Annotated in this window: 15 protein-coding genes and 1 pseudogene; 2 read left to right on the top strand and 14 right to left on the bottom strand. The window is 44.4% G+C overall.

The features are described 5' to 3' along the window. Positions 1–29 precede the first annotated feature (29 nt). From WFI24_RS23360 to WFI24_RS23350, 3 genes and pseudogenes are all read right to left on the bottom strand, one after another. Complete coding sequence (locus WFI24_RS23360; protein WP_336764537.1) at positions 30–890, bottom strand: Cof-type HAD-IIB family hydrolase; 861 nt, start codon at positions 888–890, stop codon at positions 30–32. A 58-nt stretch (positions 891–948) separates the two neighbouring features. Next, positions 949–1,287: pseudogene (locus WFI24_RS23355) on the bottom strand (SMI1/KNR4 family protein); the annotation flags it as partial. Positions 1,288–1,303: 16 nt separating this feature from the next. Next, a complete protein-coding gene (locus WFI24_RS23350; protein WP_336764536.1) occupies positions 1,304–1,831 on the bottom strand; it encodes a GNAT family N-acetyltransferase in 528 nt (175 codons plus the stop codon). 210 nt (positions 1,832–2,041) lie between these two features. Between WFI24_RS23350 and WFI24_RS23345 the strand changes: the two genes are divergently transcribed. Then, positions 2,042–3,199 carry a S8 family peptidase gene (locus tag WFI24_RS23345; RefSeq protein WP_336764535.1) on the top strand — a complete coding sequence of 386 codons (1,158 nt, stop codon included), beginning with the start codon at positions 2,042–2,044 and terminating at the stop codon, positions 3,197–3,199. Between the two features lie 122 nt (positions 3,200–3,321). Here the strand turns inward: WFI24_RS23345 and WFI24_RS23340 are convergent, their stop codons facing one another. The 10 genes from WFI24_RS23340 to WFI24_RS23295 all read right to left on the bottom strand — a co-directional run bounded on the left by WFI24_RS23340 (position 3,322) and on the right by WFI24_RS23295 (position 17,134). Further along, positions 3,322–3,720 carry a RidA family protein gene (locus WFI24_RS23340; protein WP_336764534.1) on the bottom strand — a complete coding sequence of 133 codons (399 nt, stop codon included), beginning with the start codon at positions 3,718–3,720 and terminating at the stop codon, positions 3,322–3,324. A gap of 313 nt (positions 3,721–4,033) precedes the next feature. Next, on the bottom strand, positions 4,034–5,476 hold the full coding sequence (locus tag WFI24_RS23335; protein WP_336764533.1) for a 6-phospho-beta-glucosidase: 1,443 nt from the start codon (positions 5,474–5,476) through the stop codon (positions 4,034–4,036). Between the two features lie 33 nt (positions 5,477–5,509). Beyond that, positions 5,510–7,423, bottom strand: coding sequence for a beta-glucoside-specific PTS transporter subunit IIABC (locus WFI24_RS23330; RefSeq protein WP_336764532.1), 1,914 nt, complete (start codon positions 7,421–7,423; stop codon positions 5,510–5,512). Between the two features lie 416 nt (positions 7,424–7,839). Further along, positions 7,840–9,780 (bottom strand): beta-glucoside-specific PTS transporter subunit IIABC, encoded by a 1,941-nt coding sequence (locus tag WFI24_RS23325; RefSeq protein ID WP_336764531.1) that lies wholly within the window; start codon positions 9,778–9,780, stop codon positions 7,840–7,842. Between the two features lie 168 nt (positions 9,781–9,948). Beyond that, positions 9,949–10,788 carry a BglG family transcription antiterminator LicT gene (gene licT, locus WFI24_RS23320; protein ID WP_091034839.1) on the bottom strand — a complete coding sequence of 280 codons (840 nt, stop codon included), beginning with the start codon at positions 10,786–10,788 and terminating at the stop codon, positions 9,949–9,951. 586 nt (positions 10,789–11,374) lie between these two features. Further along, positions 11,375–11,935: an AAA family ATPase gene (locus tag WFI24_RS23315; RefSeq protein ID WP_336764530.1), complete on the bottom strand. Its 561-nt coding sequence runs from the start codon at positions 11,933–11,935 to the stop codon at positions 11,375–11,377. A 166-nt stretch (positions 11,936–12,101) separates the two neighbouring features. Then, positions 12,102–13,190, bottom strand: coding sequence for an acyltransferase (locus WFI24_RS23310; RefSeq protein WP_336764529.1), 1,089 nt, complete (start codon positions 13,188–13,190; stop codon positions 12,102–12,104). 130 nt (positions 13,191–13,320) lie between these two features. Further along, complete coding sequence (locus WFI24_RS23305) at positions 13,321–13,854, bottom strand: GNAT family N-acetyltransferase (protein ID WP_336764528.1); 534 nt, start codon at positions 13,852–13,854, stop codon at positions 13,321–13,323. Next, positions 13,835–14,311: a putative immunity protein gene (locus WFI24_RS23300; protein WP_336764527.1), complete on the bottom strand. Its 477-nt coding sequence runs from the start codon at positions 14,309–14,311 to the stop codon at positions 13,835–13,837. The genes WFI24_RS23305 and WFI24_RS23300 overlap by 20 nt, the downstream gene beginning before the upstream one ends. A gap of 102 nt (positions 14,312–14,413) precedes the next feature. Beyond that, on the bottom strand, positions 14,414–17,134 hold the full coding sequence (locus WFI24_RS23295; RefSeq protein ID WP_336764526.1) for a family 78 glycoside hydrolase catalytic domain: 2,721 nt from the start codon (positions 17,132–17,134) through the stop codon (positions 14,414–14,416). Between the two features lie 134 nt (positions 17,135–17,268). On the opposite strand from WFI24_RS23295, the gene WFI24_RS23290 reads away from it, so the two are divergent. Beyond that, positions 17,269–18,153 (top strand): AraC family transcriptional regulator, encoded by an 885-nt coding sequence (locus tag WFI24_RS23290; protein WP_336764525.1) that lies wholly within the window; start codon positions 17,269–17,271, stop codon positions 18,151–18,153. 10 nt (positions 18,154–18,163) lie between these two features. On the opposite strand, the gene WFI24_RS23285 is transcribed toward WFI24_RS23290, so the two are convergent. Continuing rightward, positions 18,164–18,730 carry a 5' nucleotidase, NT5C type gene (locus tag WFI24_RS23285; RefSeq protein ID WP_336764524.1) on the bottom strand — a complete coding sequence of 189 codons (567 nt, stop codon included), beginning with the start codon at positions 18,728–18,730 and terminating at the stop codon, positions 18,164–18,166. Positions 18,731–18,871: the final 141 nt, after the last annotated feature.

Here is an 18,871-nt window from a genome sequence, read left to right as displayed (position 1 = left end):
CGCAAACTTCATGGAGTCTACTCGTTTACTTACCCCTCAATCAAACCATACTTCACAAAACTATGATACAAGCCATCTTCCTCAACTGATCCAGTAATGTCATCCGCAATGGCTTTCAGTCCAGGCTTCGCGTTGCCCATGGCAATTCCGACGTTACAAAATTCCAGCATCTCCGCATCATTCATGCCATCGCCGATGGCGAATGTATCTTCCTGGGACATGTCTAGATGCTCCAACAGATCTGCAATCGCAACGGCTTTGTGAATACCAGGGATCATCAGTTCACCGCTTCCTTCACCAAAGATCGGCACGGTGCATTGAATAACTTCGAACTTACCTGCAAACTCCTGCTTAATTCGGTCGAACGGGATAACTGAGTTCTCCAGGAAACATACTTTGTTCACGTCATTCTTGTACAGATCGGCCTCTCCATATGTCAATCCGGCAATAAACGGGTGCGGCTTCAGTTCCTTCTTCTCTCTGGCTACAGGATCATTCTCCACATCACCGTAGATGCGGCGTTCCAAATGAGACTGCAGATTGTTACTCGCATACAATGCCGAATTGGATTCAAGGTAGAAGTCAATACCGTGTTCATTGAAGAAATCGACCATATGGCGAACATCTTCCGCTGTTACCCTTTTGTGATAAAGCACGTCCTTGCCAAACTCCACATAGCCTCCGCCTGCACCAATCAGACCGTCAAATCCGACATCCCAGATGGAATCATAGATCTCTGCCTTGGAGCGACCTGTACACAAATAGAGCAGATGTCCGTTCTCCCTTGCCTGTTTGCAAGCCTTCTGTGCTGACAACGGAATGTTTCCGTCATCGTCAACCAATGTGCCATCAATATCAATGAAAACAATTTTCCGGTTCGTTTCTTGCATCTCTTTATGCCCCCATCATGTATCTCATATATGTCATGTCTCTGTTTTTAATACCAATTTACCGATTCCGAGGTGTTCGCTGATCGATCAACATCTCCAAAAATCCGGTAAAAGAATCCGCGTACACTTCAGGTTCTCCATTAAAGTAATCCAAACGCATCACTTTGTACTCCCCAAGGTGATCAGCCGTCCGCGTATCAAAATAGTAATATTCATCCTCGTCCGGTACAAACAGCTGAAGCTTCCGTTCCTTCTTCGCGTCTTCATCGGTAAGTCGGTATCTATACAAAATGTCAGCGTCCGTATACTCTCGGTGTTCTGGAGATGTAATGGTCAGAATTTCTGTCCCGTTTAACATCGCTTCACCATAATTCAGAAGCCACCAGCGATAGGACGGAGGTAACGGAAATCAGTCACTTACGTGCCAACTTCTCCATATGTACCGTCTGCCAGTCATCATCCTGCTCGTTAATAATCGTGTAGCCCTGACGTTTCCAGAAATCCACGGCCCCTGGCAAGAAGCGATGTGTATGCAAATACAACGTCGAATAATGCATATCCTTCACCACGTTCTCCAGTTCGTTCACCAGCATCGAACCAATACCGAATCTACGATACGCGGGATCTACATAACATTTTACTATTTCGGCAGCCGATTGAGCTGCATATCGACCTTGCACGGCTTCAATACGTCCATCATATGGCAAAATCCCAATAGAGCCGACGATGTTCACATCACCCAGCATTGCAACGAGAAAGATCGCATCGTCGGAGCCCAGATAGTGTTCTCTGAACTGCTCAAAGTCCACAGGTAATCTCGTATGATCCATCATGGGAAACACTTCTCTGCGTACACGCATGGCAAAATTAATCGCATCATGAATCTGATGTGCCTGAACAGGTACTACTGTCGGTATCTGAAGTTGTGTCAAAAAATCCACGTTCCTTATCCTGTGTATTGAAAGCTGCCTTCCGGCCTTTCCTGATCTTGTTTCACGCCAGATCCGCTCTCTTCATTTCATCTTACCGAAATTACCTCGCCCAATCAATCTATCTACACTACTATCCAAATTGAAAGAGTGCCCGCGCAGTCTGATAGAGTTGGCATACGATAAGGCGTGTCTTAATCTCTATTGGAGGGGGAAACGCTCATGTGGTTATGGTTAGGTATTTTTGCTACCATCTTGCTTGCAATCGGGTACGTGTATCGTTATCTGGACCATCAGGCAGAGAGTCAGTTTCATCCTCACGCGCCAAACCAGCTCCTAATCAAATTCAAGGAAAATACAACCGAGGATGAGATGCACTCTTTGCACAAAAAAGGGAGATGTAAGGTCGCTGAGACCTATGAAGATTTAGGCTGGTACCGCATGGAATCCCGCAAAAAAATGCACCGGATGCTGAAACATTACAAAGGTCATGAGCTTATTGAACATGCAGAGCCGAATTACCTCGTTGAGGCATCCTTCACTCCTAATGATCCATTCTTTCCTTATCAGTATAATCTGCCAAAAATTAATGCACCCGCTGCATGGGACATTACGCAAAGCAACAGCTCTGTCAAAATCGCCATTATCGACACAGGTATACAGCTGAATCATCCGGAATTAGCCTCCAAGCTCCTCCCGGGTTACGATTATGTTGATTATGATAACATTCCCGAGGACGGAAACGGCCACGGCACCCATGTAGCTGGGATCGCTGCTTCCGTCACCAACAATGGTGTGGGTATCGCAGGCGTTGCACCGCTCGCATCCATCGTTCCGCTCCGTGTACTGGATAACAACGGTCAAGGAACGGTAGGCAATGTCGGTAACGGGCTTGTCTTCGCTGCCAATAATGGTGTTCAGGTTGTTAACCTGAGCTTAGGTGGCCCGATGGGAGATGCTTTCCTTCAAGCTGCCGTACAATATGCATGGGATCGTGGAGCCGTGATTATTGCTGCGGCCGGTAATGACAACACTTCTTTCCCCATCGTACCCGCATCTTATCCCAACGTAATTGCCGTCGCTTCAACCAATTCTTCCGATCTCAAATCCAATTTCTCCAACTATGGCCCTTGGGTGGACATGGCTGCACCAGGTGATACCATTCTATCCACATACCTGGGTGGCTCCTATGCCTATCTTAGCGGAACATCAATGGCTGCACCCCATGTGGCTGGAGTGGCTGCACTTCTCGCTGCACAAGGGAAAACCAATGCTCAGATTCGGGATGCGTTGTGCTTCGCTTCTGATCCGGTATCAGGCTCCGGAATCTATTGGACGTATGGACGACTCAATGCCTGTCAGAGCTTGCAGGTACCATAATGCACCTACTTTTTACTCATGATTTCATAGAGCGAGCATACCCTTCTATTTTCCAAAAAATAAAAAAACCAAGGAACATCTATACGTTAGATGTCCTTGGTTTGGATGAAATGTATTCGATGTTAAACTTGTGCTGCCCAAAGCTCTATCTCAATTTTTATCTCTGGCAGACCCAACTCCGTAATATATCCAATTGTCATTGCAGGATAATCATTACCGAATAACTGTCCCCACTCGGCATAAAAGAAATCCCAATCAATTTTCTCGGTAGCCCATACGTTCACTTTGATAATATGTTCAGCATCTAAACGCTCAGATTCGAGCACTGTTTTAATATTATTGAATGTATTAGTGACTTGCTCATTCAGACTGTCAGGAAAGCGTCCGCTAGGATCTGCTCCAATCTGACCCGAAGTTACAAATAGCTCTGCGTTCCTTGGGATTTTTGTAATATGCGTGTACTGTCCTACTGGAGCTGGCATATTGGATGGATTTGTTCTAGTAATTTTGTCGTTTTTCATTATGATTACCTCGTCATTCCTAAGATTTTTCTGCGTTATTTCATAGTTTTCTTCCGATTTTGGGCAGACCTCATCCTTGGAAAAAATTCTACAAAAAGACAGCAGTGGAGTATCCATATCCCGAAGATATAAACGCAAGCGATTTTTTCTTCATAATTGGATGCTCCCCCTTCTTAAGTGACAAGATTCTCTTGATTTATTTATTATATCTAATAGCTACGTCATGGGTCAAATTCATTCCCTCATAAACAAAGAGCAATCCCGTAATAACGAGACTGCTCTTTGTCTTTTACATAACGTCGAACACCTTCTATCAGAAATATTGTGCGCCATTACTCGCAATGACATCTTTGTACCAGTGAAAACTCTTCTTTTTCACTCTGCGAAGTGTGCCCGTACCATCATTGTTTTTGTCTACATAGATGTAGCCATAACGTTTCTTCATCTCTCCAGTACCCGCACTGACCAGATCGATCGGCCCCCAACTTGTGTAACCCAAGAGCTCTACCCCGTCTTGAATCGCTTCAGCCATCTCGGCAAAATGACGATTTAAATATTCGATGCGGTAGTCATCCTCAACGGAGTCATTGTCCAGCAATACATCTGTAGCGCCAAGTCCATTTTCTACGATGAACAAAGGTTTGCCATAGCGGTCATGAAGCTGATTACATGTAATACGGAGTCCTTTGGGATCAATGGTCCATCCCCACTCGGATGCTTGCAGATAAGGGTTCTTCACCGAACCAAATACATTGCCTTCTGTCGAATCTTTCAAAATCTCAGGGTCTGTACTGGTGCACCGGCTTGCGTAATAGCTAAAACCGATATAATCGACCGTGTTCTGCATCAAGATATCTGCATCTTCCGGTTGCATGTCAATCCGAATGTCATTTTCTCTGAAAAATCTTTTCGTATAACCCGGATATGCTCCCTTCGACTGCACGTCGATGAAGAAGAACGATTCACGATCTTTCTCCATGGCCTTCCACACGTCGTCCGGGTTAGAGCTGTATGGATAGACCATTCCAGCTGCTAACATACAACCAATCTGTGCACCAGGAATGATCTCATGACAAGCCTTAACAGCAAGTGCACTCGCTACCAATTCATGATGTGCTGCCTGATACAGAACCTGTTCTTTGTTTTCACCATCCTGAAGAACAATACCCGCTCCGATATACGGAAGATGCAGCAACATATTGATTTCGTTAAATGTCATCCAATACTTTACTTTATCCTTGTATCGATTGAATAACGTTGTCGCATATTTCTCAAAGAAACTGATCATTTTGCGATTTTTCCAACCGCCATACGTTTCCACCAGATGTACAGGTACATCGAAATGGCAGATCGTCACAACAGGTTCAATATTGTATTTTAATAATTCATCGAAGACATCATCATAAAATTGCAATCCTGCTTCGTTCGGCTCCGCTTCATCGCCATTAGGGAAAATCCGTGCCCAGGCAATGGAAAGCCTGAGGCACTTGAATTCCATTTCTGCAAATAACGCAATATCTTCCTTATATCGATGATAGAAGTCAATGGCTTCATGTGAAGGATAGAATTCCCCTGTTTTTGGTTCATACGAATCCAGGTTACCCAAAGCAATATTCCATCGATTGGCACCAATCGGAATCAAATCTACGGTTGTTAACCCTTTGCCACCTTCCAGATAAGCACCTTCCAGTTGATTCGCTGCCGTTGCTCCTCCCCAGAGAAAATTCTCCGGGAAGGCTGTCCACTTTTCATTCATTGAGCAGTTCCTCCTAACCATCTTTAATTTCAATTAGCTTAATACGGTAATCAATTTATCTTTCTCATGAACGGATGCATCTTTGGTTCCTACAATGTCCAGATATTTCGAAGTATTAGTGACAATGATCGGTGTAACCGTCTCATACCCTGCATCCTTAATGGCTTGCAGATCAAACTCAACAATCAGGTCACCGGCATTAACGCGGTCTCCATCGTTCACATGGGTTGTAAAATGTTCACCTTTCAGCTTTACCGTATCCTGTCCAATATGGATCAGCATCTCTACACCATCATCGCTTACCAGACCAATGGCGTGTTTGGTACGATATACGGTTTGTACAATACCTGTAATTGGAGATACCACTCTACCACTGGTTGGACGAATTGCAATCCCTTTGCCCATATGCTCACCTGCAAACGTTACATCATTAATTTCGTTCAGTGCAACGACTTCACCAGCCATTGGGCTTACAATTTCGTATCTGCTGTTCGGATTTGGATCAAGCACAGGTGTTGGAGCTGGAGTAGCTTCCACTTTGTCTTTGAATCCAACCACGTACGTCAGAATGAAACCAAGGATGAACGCGATACCACATGCAACCAGAGCCATATAGAAACCAGAATCAACACCTGTTGCTTTATTAATGAAACTTGGGAATCCGAACACTCCTAGTCCACCAAAGATGTATAATTTCGAACCGGCCAATCCCAAGATACCGCCACCGATACCACCTGCAATACAGCTCATGATAAACGGTTTTTTCAGTGGAAGTGTCAGACCGTAGATGGCTGGCTCAGTCACACCGAAGATACCCGAGATGAATGCAGGAATACCTAATGATTTCAATTTCGTGTTTTTGGTTTTCAACATTACGGCAAGTACAGCACCTGTTTGAGCAAAGGAAGCGGCGAAAGACATCGCAACCACCGGGTCAGCTCCGGATGTGCTCAGGTTGAGAAGCATAACCGGCACGAGTCCCCAGTGAAGACCAAACAGTACAAACACTTGCCACAATCCACCAATAATCAAACCTGTAGCAACTGGACTTAAATCATAAATACCTGTTGCTCCTGCACCAATCAATTGGCCTGCCCAAGTGGATACTGGACCAATAAGAATGAATGTTGCCGGAACGATAACGAGCAAAGTAAAGAATGGAACAAGGAACGTGCTAACGACTTTAGGGATAATGTTTTTAAAGAATCTTTCAATTTTAACAGCGAAGAATGTAGCAATAATGATTGGAATAACCGATGTTGAATAGCTCATCAGAATAACCGGAATACCCAGGAACGTGATGTGAATCGGTGATTCAAACAATGTACCTGCAAACAGGGTGTATAGTGGATCTCCAGCAGTCAGACCGGACAGCGTAGGATAAACTAATGAAGCACCTATCGCCATACCCAGGAACGGTGAACCGCCAAATTTCTTGATTGCAGTATAACCCAGGAAGATCGGGAAGAAGTAGAACAGACAGTCACCTGTTGCATTCAACAATTGGTACGTTCCGGAGGTATCTGTAATCCATCCGAATGATAAAAACATGGCTGTGAAACCTTTGATCATACCCGTTGCAGCGAGCAAACCGAGTAGCGGAGTGAACACACCCGAGATCATGTCGATAAAGCGACTGAACAAGCCTACTTTTTTACCGGAGTTGTCCGCTTCCTCTTCAACTTGTCCTTCACTTGGGAAATTCCCCACTTTAACGACTGCTTTATATACATCCGGCACTTCATTGCCGATAACGACCTGATATTGTCCACCACTTTGCATGACGGTAATAACACCTGGCAGATTTTTAAGTTCTTCCGTTTTGGCTACGCTTTCATTTTTCAGTTTAAACCGCAGTCTTGTTACGCAATGGAATACACTGTTTACGTTCTCGCGACCACCTACACGTGACAGAATGTCCTTAGCCAATTGATCGTAGTTGCTCATTGTAATTCTCCCTCTCTAAGTAGACTCCCTATGACTTTTGAAACAAATAAAACCTGAACCACTGAACATACACAACATACCGGATCGTCCGGAAATCAGTCGTGTTATTCAGCAATTCAGGTTTTGCCCTTAACGGTTGCAACCCTGTAAGGCTGTACACATTGGTATTTAATTATTTGGATAACGAAGGTAAGTTGCATCCCATATCCTCAAAGCTGAGGAAGGTCGGAATTGCCTGATTGAACAGTTACAATCCGATTAATGTATGCGCTTACTTCTTGAACTCATCATAGTACATCTGAACTACATTTGCAACACTTATTTTTGAGATATTACAACATATATCGAAGCTACCGGAAATGAAAAAAAGGGACAACTTCGAATGAATCGAAATTGTCCCTGCACCTGAAACAGAATTAGCTAATAACGGTAACCAATTTATCCTTCTCTTGCACTTTACGCTCTGTCGTTGCGACCACGTCCAGATAATCAGCAGTATTCGTTACAATAATCGGAGTTACGGTCTCATATCCTGCCTCAATAATAGCCTGCAGATCAAAATCAACGATCAGGTCGCCAACATTCACGCGATCTCCATCTTTCACATGTGCAGTGAAATGCTGACCTTTAAGCTGTACCGTATCCTGACCGATATGGATCAGAATCTCTACACCTTGATCATCTACAAGTCCAATCGCATGTTTGGTACGGTATATCGTCTGCACAACACCATTAATTGGAGATACTACTCTTCCACTGGTAGGACGAATAGCGATCCCTTTACCCATATGCTCACCAGCGAATGTGGCATCATTAATTTCTTGCAGCGGAACCACATCACCCGTCATCGGGCTGGAAATTTCGTAGCGATTATTTGGATTAGGCTCAAGTGCAGCCTTCTCTTCTTTTACCGGCTCTGGAGTCTGTTTGGCAGCCTCTGGATTAGCAGGATCTTTGAACCCGAAAACATACACGAGAACAAAACCTAATACAAAAGCAATGATTGTCGCAATCATGGCCATCCAGAATTGATAGTTAATCCCTTCTGTCGGACTAATTAGCGCCGGAACACCGAAGATACCGGAAGCAAATACAAACATTTTGGAACCTGCGAATCCAATAATACCTCCAGCTGCTGCAGAAGCAATACAGCTCATAATGAACGGTTTCTTCAATGGCAATGTAATACCATAAATAGCTGGCTCAGTTACCCCAAAGATCCCGGACACGAAGGCAGGAACACCCAGTGATTTGAGTTTAGTGTTTTTTGTTTTAAGCATGACGCCAAGAACAGTACCAATCTGAGCAAAGGAAGCAGCAAACATCATTGCCAGAATCGGATCTGCTTTCAGCGTGGACAGATTGAGCAACATGATTGGTACGATTCCCCAGTGTAATCCGAAGATGACCAATACTTGCCACAATCCACCAACAACAATTCCGGTTACCAATGGACTCAAGTCATAGATGCCCGATACGCCGGCACCAATCAACTGACTTGCCCATGTCGCGATTGGACCAATCAATAGGAATGTTACTGGTACAACAATCAGAATCGTAAAGAATGGCGTGAGGAACGTTCTCACAACAGACGGAATGATCTTTTTGAAGAAAGCTTCTACTTTTGCTCCAAAATAAGCAGCAATAATAATCGGAATTACGGATGAGGAATAGCTCATCAAGATAACAGGAATACCCAGGAACGTGATATGAATCGGTGATTCAAACAACGTGCCTGCAAACAGCGTATACAATGGCTCTCCACCGCTAAGACCTGTTAAGGCCGGATATACCAGCGAAGCTCCGATGGCCATCCCCAGGAATGGAGATCCACCAAATTTTTTCATTGCGGTGTAACCCAAGAAGATTGGGAAGAAGTAGAACAAGCAGTCTCCTGCAGCATTCAACAATTGATATGTTCCTGAAGCCGGGTCCAACCATTCGAGAGAAGTAAACATGGACAGGAATCCTTTGATCATCCCTGTTGCAGCTAGCAAGCCGAGAATTGGTGTAAATACACCCGAGATCAAGTCGATAAACCGACCCAGAAGACTTTCTTTTTTACCGGAAGATTCAGACTCATCATCACTTGAGACCGGTTCATCAGCACTCATATTACCAACCTGTAGCAAGGCTTTATATACATCAGACACTTCGTTACCCACGACTACCTGGTACTGCCCACCGCTTTGCATTACTGTTATGACTCCAGGCAGATTTTTGAGTTCGTCTGTTTTGGCATTATTGTCATTTTTTAATTTGAAACGAAGTCTGGTCGCGCAGTGCACCACGCTGTTAATGTTCTGTTTACCACCAACGCCAGAAAAAATGTCTTTGGCTAATTGCTCGTGTTTCATGAAGTTATTTCTTCCTTTCTGAATCAACACGGATTCGAAGCATATTGGAGAGAATAAAAAAACCTGAACATCTGAATATACGGAACAGCCGGTTAACGGTCATGTTCTGTTATTCAATCGTTCAGGTTTTGCCCTAGTGGTTGCAACCCTGCAAGCTGATCTATGGGATTATTCAGAAGTTGCATTCACAACTCTCTCAATATGAATCGTTAAGTACATCATTTCTTCGTCAGTTAGTTGATACGTGTAGTTGCTTTCGATGAATTTCTTGATTTTCTCCGAGCACTTGTGCGCTGCTGGATACTTTTTCTGAATCATCAGGAACAGTTCATCGTCGTTGTTGCTCTTGTAATGTTTCCCCTTCACCAAACGTTGGGCGAAAAACTTCAAATGCGTCACAAAGCGATAAAATGTCAGTGAGTTCTCATCAAAATCAATCTTGAAATGATACTTGATGATCGTCAAGATTTCCTGCATGACCTGCGTCATGCTCTTGATGTTGGGCATTTCCTCGTTCAAAGCTGCATTTACAAAATGAAGTGCCATAAAACCGGCTTCGTCTTCGGGCAAGATCACACCAAACTGATCACAGATCATGTTGAGCGCTTCCATTCCGACTTCGTATTCCTCTTTGTATAACTGCTTTGTCTCCCAGATTAACCCGTTGCGTATGGGCAGATTCTTGCGATACCGCTCAATGGCAAAGTGAATATGATCTGTGAGATGCAAGTAGATGCTCTCATTCAGTTTCTTGCCAAGTTTTAATTTGGCGTAAGCGATGATTTCCTCAGATACTTTCATGTATTCCAGAGGGATGCTTGAGATTAATGCCTTGAAGTTTTCCTGAATATCTTCATTCTGTAAAGTAAATATCTTGTCGATATGCTGCTCGGAAACCATATCACCCGCCCGCTTCTGATAAGCAATCCCACGGCCAATGATAATAACTTCCTGCTCGTCATTCATTGCAACTACAGCATTATTGTTCAGCACCTTCTCGATTTTCACTTTATCACTCCAATATACAGAAAAAGACAAACCAATCCCTTTTCTCAAGGTATACGGCTTTGCCTGATTCAACAGTTACAACCCGATATGTTGTACGCGCTTTCCTCATAATATTACAAAATTCTACACAGTGCAACAAAAAGTTAATATCGAATTAGCATGACTCCCGATCTAGGTAAATATACTCACAGGAGTGAGCAAATCAAGAATTATTTTACAGGGATTTACGGTTTATTGTTTTTGCTGTCTTTCTCCAGTTCCGCTTCGATTCTTCGATTAATAATGTTCATTTCTTCTGAGCTCAATTGATCGACATCTTTAAATTGCTTATCCATCTCGTACTCTTTCGCCTCCCTTTGTTCATTAGCCCCAGATGATTCTTGATGTCTCGGATATCTTCACGCATATGCATCGTCTGACGGTAATGATCTATCACAAGTGCGAAAACAATACCCCCAGCCAAAATCGGACCGAATGGGATCAGATAACATAAAACAAGTCCTATGAGCAAAAATATACAAAGTACATAAATGTAATGCCCCTCTCATATAAAGTATCTACTTTGCTAAAATAGACGTTTCTCAGATTACAAATTAAATCGTTCCTGAATTAACTTTGCCACCTCATCTGGGCTCTTGTGTGTGTTCTCAATCCGTACGTAGTGTTCATGTGTGATTTCTCCAGGTTCCGAATTCAATCGATAATGCTTCATCGTATCAAGCAAATCTCGCTCAGACCACGCAATGTCACGCTTGGTTGGTTTATGTAACAGACGATGCGGACTTTTATTGCGCTCTAGTCTTTCTGATGCATCGGCCTCCAGTTCCACATAACAGACCTGACCCCCTTGAGATGTAAACAACTCACTGATCTTACGGATGTATTCACCATCTGACTCCGCGTCCAAAGCCCACACAAATGTAAAAATCAGACCCGGCAAATCACTCTTTGCCACTTCTTCAAAAATCTCCTGCCGGAACAGACTCACCAGTCTTTTGCCTTGTGGTGTGCCATAGCTGAAGAAAGGAGACACCAATTCAATGGTCATGTGGTTATGAAACAATTTTAGCTTTGTTATCTTCTCCAGTTCTTGCCCCACCGTCATCTTGCCCACAGCCTGCGGACCAAAAATAATCACTAATTTCATTTTCGATCACTCCTGACGAGGTAGTGTCATTCCATTAATTCAATTTTATGGACATTAAACTTTATGATACCTTCTTTAGCGCAAATAAAAAAGAGGTTTCAAGTGATTCCCTAAGGCGTGAGGGCTTGAAAACTCTTATCTTAATTTTGTATATGTTTAATTTAACTTAACGTCCAATCAGTACCCATCCCCACTTCATCCGGCGCAATCCCATCGCGCAGATCCATGAGATCAGGAGCGCCACAACATAAGATAGAATGATGCCTACGCTAAAGTGCCGAGCCAGTTCATCTGTGAATTCACGTCTCCAGAAGAGCAGTACAAGTGGATGCATTAAAAATACTCCGAACGCAACTGTACCCAAGGAGTCCAGAATACGCGTAGCTTTTCGAACCTCGGTATGTTTTCCTGTGCCGATTCGTTCACTAAAGATCAGCAGGAGCAGGCAGGCTGACAAGGTAAACAAATTTCGGAACAGGAACAGCACGGTATAGATAATAACCGGGTATGCAGCAAAAGCGGTTTTGATATAAGCATTACCATATATAAAAATGGTACCCCCACATAATAACGCAGCTATGAGCACATAACGGTGAGTATACAGTTTGTTCAATGCCCACTCAAAGTTCAACCCAACCCATGCGCCAAATCCAATCACGATCAGATAACTGGGTAATAAACTGCCTGTCCGTTCGAAGTGAAACTGCAAATGTAGTGCATAGAAGATCGCTTGGCCCGCAATAAAAAATAATGGCAAGTACCGATTAAACAAACGATGGCGTGTAAGGGACAGAAGCCATGGAAAAACGATATAGAATTGAAGAATAATCAGAAAAAAGTACAAGTGCGTATGAGCGGTTCCCATCACTAATTGTTGGGCAAACTGAACACCATGTGTCAGAGGTTCTTTACCCGCAAGCAGCTGTTTGATGGCAAAATAGATAAGAGACCATACGACATAGGGTACAAATACATAGAATAATCGATTCTTATAAAATGCTTGCATCCAGCCCTTCTCATACTTCTTGGAACTGTAATTGTAGAACAAGACCAGAGAGGACAGGAACAGAAACGCTGGAACAGCAAATTGCAGAAACGTGTTCCAGAAGTAATACACATCATGATCTAACGTGTGCTTGGGGTAATGCGCGACTGCTGTTGAAGTTGCATGAATAGCTACCACTGCCATGATGGCAAAAGCACGATAGAGATCCAGATACTCAATTCGCCGGGGCCGATTAACCGGTTGATTCATAAAGATAACCTCACTTGTGCCTGATATGGGATGATAGTTTCCGGCCGCAATCCAGATTCTATGCTTCATTTTAATCAGCACACGAGGGTAATACAATCATAATCCATATTATTTTCGTTATATTACATCATTATTCGACATTTTCTATCCAGAATCGTTCAACAACGTTGCCATTGGACTCCACATAGTCTTCATCCCGAATGCCACCATTTCGAAGGATAACCCTTCTAGAAGGCTCATTAACCGCATCGCATACGACCAATACTTTGGTGATTCCAAGCTCTCTCGTTTTTTCCAAAGAAAGCCTGAGAATTTCGGAACCATAGCCATTGTGCCGCTCCCCCGGACGAATGCCATACCCAATATGTCCTCCACTGTTGAACAATTTATCGTTAAGCTCATGCCTTATATTCACAGCACCCACGATTTGTTGACTCTCAGTGACCAGCCAATATGTACTATCTTTGACCCAGCCTTCCGGGATGTCGATCCCTTGTTCATTGCGCTGCAAAAACGCCAACATCTCCTCGTACGCGTAAGGATCTTTGGAAATGACCCAAGGTACCATCAATTCTCCACTTTTGACCCAGTCTTCATAAAATGCCAAATAGGCTTCCTTATACGACAGTGATGGTTTAATTAATCTAACGTGTTCTTTGCCCATGGTCCGTATTCCCTCCCAACAGATATTGATATTGCCACGTTCTCTCCTCCAGGATACGCTGTTTTTGCTCTTCCATCGGACAGTCATAAAAGTTAGCTTTCACTGCGTACGTTGCAGCATGTACCGCATGTCCCTTCACATGAGCAGTTGCAGCTGCATGCCCCGCCGCACGAGATGATGCAGAGGCAGCGACATTATCGGCTTCCCGTGCAGCAGCATGAGCTGCAAAAGCCGCCTTTCGAGCATCAACCATGGTAATCTCACCACGGATCCAACCGCGTCCTGCGGCAATGGCATTACGGGCTCGGCGATCCTCGGGCTGCTGCGCCTCAAATATATGCAAGACACGTTCAGCACACTCCGCAGCCCAACAGGCCAGTGTATGGTGATCCTTTTGCTTAGCCAGATCCTCAATTTCACGACGTAAAGGTGCATCTTTGAATGCAGGTTTTGCCATGGTTATGCTCCTTTCGTTGTTCACCTTGAAGGAAAGTTCGAAAAAGGATCTGCGTGTGAGCAGACCCTCTTCAAATGTACATCTTTCTGCTTATTCTATTTATTATACAGACTCTGTCAATCTGGCTTCTTGCGCATCCTCTTCCTTCCCCGCATTAAAGTATTTGTAAGTGAATTGGTAACTTCCAGATCCCAGTGTGACTTCGGTATCGTCTCCAATACTTCGAATATCCTGAACTTCACTCACTTGTTCCAAAGGTTTCCCTTGCTCCAGAATCAATTGACCACCAGCTCCAGGCAAACGAACCGTGCCTCTCGTATTAACGGGAATATGCACCCGTATCTCCATTTCGTTATCCGCCAGTCGGTGCCAACTGGATGCGACCTGACCATACATCGTCTCAAGACTCGCTTCCACCCAATCCAGTCCCGGTCCGGGTTGCGGCTCGATATGCACTATTCGGAACCCTGGCTGATGCTCATCGGACCGGATTCCCGCAACATAACGATACAACCATTCCCCAATCGCACCATACGCATAGTGATTGAATGAGTTCATGTCAGCACTCCAGAGACGGCCATCCTCTTTGATCCCATCCCAATGTTCCCAGACAGTCGTTGCACCTTGAGTCACCTGATACAGCCAGGACGGATAATCCTCTTGAAAAAGTAATGTATATGCCAAGTCGTGAAGACCTGAATCACTCAGTACCGGATTCAGATAAGGTGTACCCACGAATCCTGTAGTAAGATGATTGCCCGCCTCTTTCACGAGTTTTGCCAATTGTTCAACAGTACGAGTACGAGCAGTGGCGTCCAATAGGTCAAATTGAAGCGCAAGAACATGCGCTGTTTGCGTCGGAACAGCAATTTTGCCAGCTGGAGTCACGAATTCATTTCGAAACGCATGAACAATGTTCGTATGCAATTGCTTGTAATATTCAGCATCGTCTGTCTTTCCAAGGACCTCAGCTGCTTTTTGAGTTAATGAAACCGAATAGGCATAGAATGCAGTTGCTACATAGTCCGTGTCCGTTGCGCCCACATAACTATCGGGCTTGGAGTCCAGTCCCAGCCAATCGCCAAAGTGGAATCCCGTGTTCCACAGATATGGATTGTCACCCTGTACGTGAATGTATTCAATCCAGCGCTTCATACTCTCATATTGTTCGGCCAGTAACCTGGCATCCCCGTACATCTCATAGATTGTCCATGGACAGATGACTGCTGCATCACCCCAAGCGGCAGAAGAATGACTGGTGTCTCCCCATCCTTCTGACGTGGAACTTCTCAGGTCCGGAACAAAGAATGGAATACCGCCATCTTCTCCCTGGTCCGCTTCCAGATCCCGCAGCCATTTAGTGAAGAAGGGAGCCGTGTTCATAAGGTAAGACGACGTGCGGACAAACATCTGCGCATCGCCGGTCCATCCGAGCCGTTCATCCCTCTGTGGACAGTCTGTCGGCACATCAAGGAAATTCCCCTTTTGCCCCCACAATATATTGTGGTGCAGCTGGTTCACCAGTGGGCTGGAGCATGAAAACTGACCTGTTTGCTCCATATTCGAGTGCAGCACTATTCCGGTGAATTCATCCAGAGGAACGTGTTCCGGGAAGCCAACCAGCTTCACATATCGGAACCCTTGGAACGTAAAATGCGGTTCAAATGTTTCCACTCCATCCCCCTTGCAGGTGTAGCGAATACACTGCTTGGCAGCGCGAAGATTATCGGTGTAGAAGTTGCCTTCATGATCCAATATCTCTGCATGATGCAACTCAACCGTATGACACGCCTCACCTTGAAGGCTGAATCTCACCCATCCCACCATATTCTGCCCCATGTCTATTACACGATCTCCCTGTGGGGTTGTTAACAATGCGATTGGCTGTAGCTGTTCGACTTGGGTAACGGGTACGTTCTCCTGCGCAACGATGATATCTTTCGGATGTTCCAGTACGTTCACGGGTGACCAATTCGTCTGAGATGAATCCAACCAATCGGACTCCAGTCGCGCATCATACGTCTCTCCCATATAGATGTCCGACATGAGAATGGCACTTGGAGCAGACGTCCAATCCCCATTAGATAAAATCCATTCCTCCGAACCATCTGCATATTTCATATGCAATTCCAACAGCAATGCAGATGTCGAACCAAATATCTCCCGTTCTTTGTTCCAGCCAAGATATCCTAGGTACCAACCATCACCCAGATAAGCGCCCAATATGTTCTGCCCATCCTGAAGTAGGTGTGTTACATCATAGGTTTGATATTGTAATCGTTTACGATAAGAAGTCCAGCCTGGTGTAAAATAATCTTCTCCTACTCTTGTGTTGTTCATATGCAACTCGTATAATCCAAGTGCTGTCACATATATTCTGGCAGACGTAACTGGTTGTTTCACATTAAACTGCTTGCGCATTCGCGGGCATGACCGTTCCGCATCGTCCGCTGGTTGAGCTGTAATCCATTCCGCTTTCCATCGGTTGTTGCTATCTATCAGTCCCATCTCGAAATAAGCCGTTTCGGACCAACCAGATTCCTTTCCTTCATCATCCCAGGCCCGAATTCGGTAGTAATATCGCGTTCGCGGAGAAGGCTGAAAATAGTTTAATTCCACATGTATGGATTGATCCGTGTTTTGTTCTCCTGAATCCCATGTAATCACTTTAAAATCTTCTGTCAACGACAGCTGAATCTGGTAAGCCGATTGCATACAGTTCCGACGATCGGATTGCAGCTGCCAGCTTAAACGCGGTGATTTTACGTCGAGACCAATCGGATTAATTTTGTACTCGCAACGAAGGTGACTAACGTTGAACATCAGCATATCGTCCTTTCCATCTTGGCTTCCCATTCGGGGTTACGATATAATTATATCGATCCTGTTGTCGTAAATACCCGGTAATCAGGACTATTTCATCCGGTAGTTCAGCCATCTCTGCAAGGAGGTTACTTGTGAATTCATCTGTACAACTTATGAAAAGTGAGTACTTTCTGCATAACCATCTGCAGCTTTTCGTCAATCGTTGCTCTGAAGATTTTGTACTTCCATTTCACGCACATGATTTTATTGAATATAGCTATGTTGCGGAAGGAAAGGGCTTTCATCATATCGGTGAAGATATCATTCCGGTGACGAAAGGGATGCTATTTGTCATTCCTGTCGGTGTCCCTCATGTTTTCCGTCCTGTGAGCACCAACGTAACCGAGCATCCGTTAATTCTATATAATTGCCTATTTAATGCTGAATTGATCAACACCCTGACATCCGTCATTCAGGAAAAAGAAATCATTCACCATCTGATGGATCTGGCACAAAATCAGATTCCTTATATATCCGTTGTGGATCACAACGACCAGATTGAAGAACTAATGGTGAAGCTGTATCGAGAATCCTCCGTTCCGGGAATCGGTTCGTCTACCATGTTATACACCCTTGTAAGCCAGTTGGTATTGATGACCTACAGACAACTCAATCAAGAGGTTCATGATGAAGAAATCCATTCCACCGATTTTGAGTACATTCTTCATTATCTCAAACAACACGTAAGCAATCGTATTCGAATGTCAGATCTCGTACGTGTAACCGGCTGGAGCGAAAAGCAGATCGGACGAATGTTTCTACGGCATACCGGACAGACCTTTAGCAGCCACCTGCAACATCTTCGTATACAAAAAAGCTGCGAATTGCTTAAGAGTTCAGGGCACAAAGTCAGCCTGATTGCAGAGCTTGTGGGATATCGGGATATGGATTCATTCTACGCTGCATTCAAAAAAATAACAGGCGAAACGCCACTGGCTTATCGCAAAAAATCCAGAGCACTGCGCTCTGGACAATAAAATTAACGTTTCAGACACTGACAACCTGTAACACTTCATCTATGTAAGCCTTGGCCTCTTTCCAAGAAGACATCAACGGAAAGTTGTATCGCTCACGCTCCTGTATGTTCCATGGATGCGGGATACAAATGACCTTCTTGCCATCCTCATGCGCGGGAATCAGGTTATGTGCTCCATCATCAATGAGCAGATCGAAGCTGAGCAGGTTTTTTCTTTTGCATGTGATAAACTGTTCTGCGCTTATAAAAGGCATGTGCTGCTGAAGCCAGTTCCACTTCTCAACGACTGTTCTTGGTTCTGCTGCCGTCACAACAATAACATCATAAGCATCGTTCAGCTTTCGCATCTCATCTACTACATACTCATCGTATAATTCCAATTCCTCGAACAGACCCGGCCGACCATAGAATACATCATGCGTGCTCTCCGGATGACGCAAATGGGATGTATCCCAATGGATCATATCCTCGTAGCGCAACGGATGGGTCGGGAAGTTGAGGTTGTTGTGATATATAGCCCGCTTGACCAGATGACATATCGTGTCATCCATATCTACAGCAATAATAGGCTTCTTCATGGTTATCCCTCCCCCAATACGAACACAGTATACCATCCAGAATGTTATGTAGTCATCTTTTTTACCTTGAAATGCCAATAGCGTTGATGAGGATACTACACAATCATATAAAAAAGGCGCCCCGGCGCCATAATACCAGCG

It is taken from the genome of Paenibacillus sp. USHLN196 (genome assembly GCF_037144955.1).
Taxonomy (GTDB): domain Bacteria; phylum Bacillota; class Bacilli; order Paenibacillales; family Paenibacillaceae; genus Paenibacillus; species Paenibacillus xylanexedens_C.
The sequence above is the reverse complement of the archived record's forward strand: the minus strand, read 5'-3'. Positions and strand labels throughout refer to the sequence as shown.

Excerpts from the sequence above, each read along its gene's own strand:
- WFI24_RS23315 (WP_336764530.1), bottom strand. The coding sequence starts at position 11,935 with ATGAAATTAGTGATTATTTTTGGTCCGCAGGCTGTGGGCAAGATGACG.
- WFI24_RS23330 (WP_336764532.1), bottom strand. The coding sequence starts at position 7,423 with ATGAGCAACTACGATCAATTGGCTAAGGACATTCTGTCACGTGTAGGT.
- WFI24_RS23300 (WP_336764527.1), bottom strand. The coding sequence starts at position 14,311 with ATGGCAAAACCTGCATTCAAAGATGCACCTTTACGTCGTGAAATTGAG.
- WFI24_RS23295 (WP_336764526.1), bottom strand. The coding sequence starts at position 17,134 with ATGTTCAACGTTAGTCACCTTCGTTGCGAGTACAAAATTAATCCGATT.
- WFI24_RS23310 (WP_336764529.1), bottom strand. The coding sequence starts at position 13,190 with ATGAATCAACCGGTTAATCGGCCCCGGCGAATTGAGTATCTGGATCTC.
- WFI24_RS23340 (WP_336764534.1), bottom strand. The coding sequence starts at position 3,720 with ATGAAAAACGACAAAATTACTAGAACAAATCCATCCAATATGCCAGCT.
- WFI24_RS23345 (WP_336764535.1), top strand. The coding sequence starts at position 2,042 with ATGTGGTTATGGTTAGGTATTTTTGCTACCATCTTGCTTGCAATCGGG.
- WFI24_RS23285 (WP_336764524.1), bottom strand. The coding sequence starts at position 18,730 with ATGAAGAAGCCTATTATTGCTGTAGATATGGATGACACGATATGTCAT.
- WFI24_RS23325 (WP_336764531.1), bottom strand. The coding sequence starts at position 9,780 with ATGAAACACGAGCAATTAGCCAAAGACATTTTTTCTGGCGTTGGTGGT.
- WFI24_RS23335 (WP_336764533.1), bottom strand. The coding sequence starts at position 5,476 with ATGAATGAAAAGTGGACAGCCTTCCCGGAGAATTTTCTCTGGGGAGGA.
- WFI24_RS23360 (WP_336764537.1), bottom strand. The coding sequence starts at position 890 with ATGCAAGAAACGAACCGGAAAATTGTTTTCATTGATATTGATGGCACA.
- WFI24_RS23305 (WP_336764528.1), bottom strand. The coding sequence starts at position 13,854 with ATGGGCAAAGAACACGTTAGATTAATTAAACCATCACTGTCGTATAAG.